The following is a 2,701-nucleotide window of genomic DNA, read 5'->3' as shown; positions in this document are numbered from 1 at the left end:
GTCACCTGGGCACGATCCAGGAACGACATGCCGGCCGGGTTGCCGAAGACGATGGTGGCGTCGTTGACGTTGGAGCTACGCCCGGCGTGGCCATAGCCCTGGCCGCTGACGCTCTGCTCGTTGATCTGGTAGCCGCCGGCGTGGGCCTGGCTGGCGAAGGCGGCGGCCGCGATGGCCACCGCCAGGGAGAGGCGATTGAACTTGTTCTTCATGTGATTCATCCCTTGGGGTTCTGTATTTACGCTGATGCTGGCGAGTGCTCTCGGCTGAGACAGGCGCGTACCCACCCCTTTTCTCGCAACCGCCTGCCAGTTTCAAGGGCAAACGTTCGTTTTAATCTCTTAAATGCTAATACTTTGGTCGCACGGACGTTTCATTGATCGAACTTTCAGTGAGTTAGCCAACACGGCCCCGCTGTGCCGAAACCGCCATGGCGTCCTGGCTATCTCGACTTGACCAGTGGGTAACACATAGGTTCTACACTGAGGTTATCCGCCACCAGCACCCTGCCGGGATCTGCAAGGCATCGACCTGCAAGACAGCACCGACCTGCGAGGCACCGTCATCATGAAAGTCAGTGAACTGGCCAGGGCCGCCGGCGTCACCGCCGAGACCGTCCGCCACTATGTGCGCGAGGGGCTGCTCGATCCCCGGCGCCACCCCGACAACGGCTACCAGCTCTTCGAGCGGGGCGACCTGGAGCGCCTGCGCTTCATCCACCGCGCCCGCAACCTGGGCTTCGGCGTGGCCGAGATCCGCGACATCCTCGCCCACGCCGACCAGGGCGATTCCCCCTGCCCCATGGTCCGCGACCTGCTCGCCAGCCGGCTGCCGGAGATTCGCGCCCGCATCGAGGAGCTGCAGGCGCTGGCCGCGCGCATGGAGCAGGCCCTGGAGAGCTGGGCCGAGATGCCCGACGGCACCCCGGATGGCCACAGCCTCTGCCGGCTGATCGAAAGCTTCCCCGAGCCCCTGCGCGACAACCTGCGCGAAAACAAGGAACCCGGCAACGACGGCCATCGCGCGCCCGCCGGCGCCACACCCATCGAGGAGACCCAGTGAACGCTCGCATACCACTCGAACGTATCGTGCCCGGCATGAGCTGCCAGGGCTGCGTGAAGCGCATGCGCGAGGCGATCCAGGCCCAGGACCCCGAGGCCGAGGTGATCGGCACCCCGGCCGAGAAGCGCCTGGAGGTCTCCACCGTGCTGGATGCCCAGGCGCTGGACCAGGCCCTGAGTAACGCCGGCTACCCGCCCGGCGAGCTCGAGGAGGCCCCGGGCGAGGAAGCGAGCCCCGCGGCCATGCCGGAGCCCACGGCACAGGCGACGCCCGCGCCGGCCTCACCGGCTCGCGACGATGAGCGCGACGACGCGCGCGCCACCGCCCGGCGGCTCTCCATCAGCGGCATGACCTGCGCCAGCTGCGTGGCCAGCGTGCAGAAGGCGCTGGAACGCACGCCAGGCGTGGTCAGCGCGGAGGTCAACTTCGGCACCCGCACCGCCCAGGTGCGCGGCAGCGTGAGCGAGGCCGAGCTGATTGACGCCGTGGAGGCGGCCGGCTACGAGGCGGAGCCGATCCTCGACCTGCGCCAGGCCGAGCAGGCCCGGGCCGAGAAGGACGCCCAGCAGTATCGCCAGCGCCTGCGCGGCAGTTTCTGGTCCCTGGCGCTGGCGGTGCCGCTGATGGCCAGCATGTTCTTCTACCACCCCCAGCTGGTCGGCACCGGCCGGCTCTTATGGCTGGTGATCGGCCTCTTGACGCTGGCCGTGCTGGCCATCCCCGGCCGCCACTTCTTCATCAATGCCTGGAAGAACTTCAAGCACCACCAGGCCAACATGGACACCCTGATCGCCATGGGCACCGGCACCGCCTGGGTCTACTCCATGGCGGTGGTGGCCTTCGCCCCCTGGCTGCCCGCGGTGGCCCACGGCATCTACTTCGAGGCCTCGGCGATGATCATCGGCCTGGTGCTGCTGGGCAACGCCCTGGAGCTGCGCGCCCGGGGCCGCACCAGCGAGGCACTCAAGCGCCTGCTCGACCTGCAGAGCCGCACCGCCCGGGTGATCCGCGACGGTGAGGAGCGCGAGCTCGACATCGACGAGGTGCGCGAGGATGACCACATCCGCGTGCGCCCCGGCGAGCGCCTGCCGGTGGACGGCGAGGTGACCGAGGGCAAGAGCCATATCGATGAATCCATGCTCACCGGCGAGCCGCTGCCGGTGGCCAAGGCCGCCGGCGACGAGGTCAGCGCCGGCACCGTCAACGGCAAGGGCTCGCTGGTCTACCGGGCCACCCGCGTCGGCGCCGACACCAAGCTCGGCCGCATCACCGAGCAGGTGGCCAGCGCCCAGAACTCCCGCCCGCCCATCGGCGAGCTGGCCGACAAGGTCTCCAGCATCTTCGTGCCCACGGTGATGATCATCGCCGTGCTCACCGCGCTTATCTGGTTCAACGTCGGCGCCGAGCCGCGGGTGATCCACATGCTGGTGACCGCCACCACGGTGCTGATCATCGCCTGCCCCTGCGCCCTGGGCCTGGCCACGCCGATCTCCACCATGATCGGGGTCGGCAAGGCCGCCGAGCACGGCGTGCTGGTGAGAAGCGGCGAGGCGCTGCAGATCGCCAGCAAGCTCACCACCCTGGTGGTGGACAAGACCGGCACCCTCACCGAGGGCAAGCCCAGCGTCACCGAGGCGCA

At 68.6% G+C, this 2,701-nt stretch carries 3 protein-coding genes; 2 read left to right on the top strand and 1 reads right to left on the bottom strand.

Annotation, left to right across the window (positions count from 1 at the left end; all coding sequences use genetic code 11):
- Positions 1–212 (bottom strand): outer membrane protein transport protein (locus tag IBX53_RS15685; RefSeq protein ID WP_290911181.1); only part of this gene is annotated, 212 nt, incomplete at its 3' end.
- 355 nt (positions 213–567) lie between these two features.
- Between IBX53_RS15685 and IBX53_RS15680 the strand changes: the two genes are divergently transcribed.
- Positions 568–1,062, top strand: a complete 495-nt coding sequence (locus IBX53_RS15680) for a MerR family DNA-binding protein (protein WP_290911177.1) — start codon at positions 568–570, stop codon at positions 1,060–1,062.
- Between the two features lie 35 nt (positions 1,063–1,097).
- A partial coding sequence (locus IBX53_RS15675; protein ID WP_290911184.1) for an HAD-IC family P-type ATPase occupies positions 1,098–2,701 on the top strand: 1,604 nt, incomplete at its 3' end.

Origin of the sequence: Halomonas sp., from assembly GCF_014859505.1 — a bacterium.
Lineage (GTDB): Bacteria > Pseudomonadota > Gammaproteobacteria > Pseudomonadales > Halomonadaceae > Halomonas.
The sequence above is the reverse complement of the archived record's forward strand: the minus strand, read 5'-3'. Positions and strand labels throughout refer to the sequence as shown.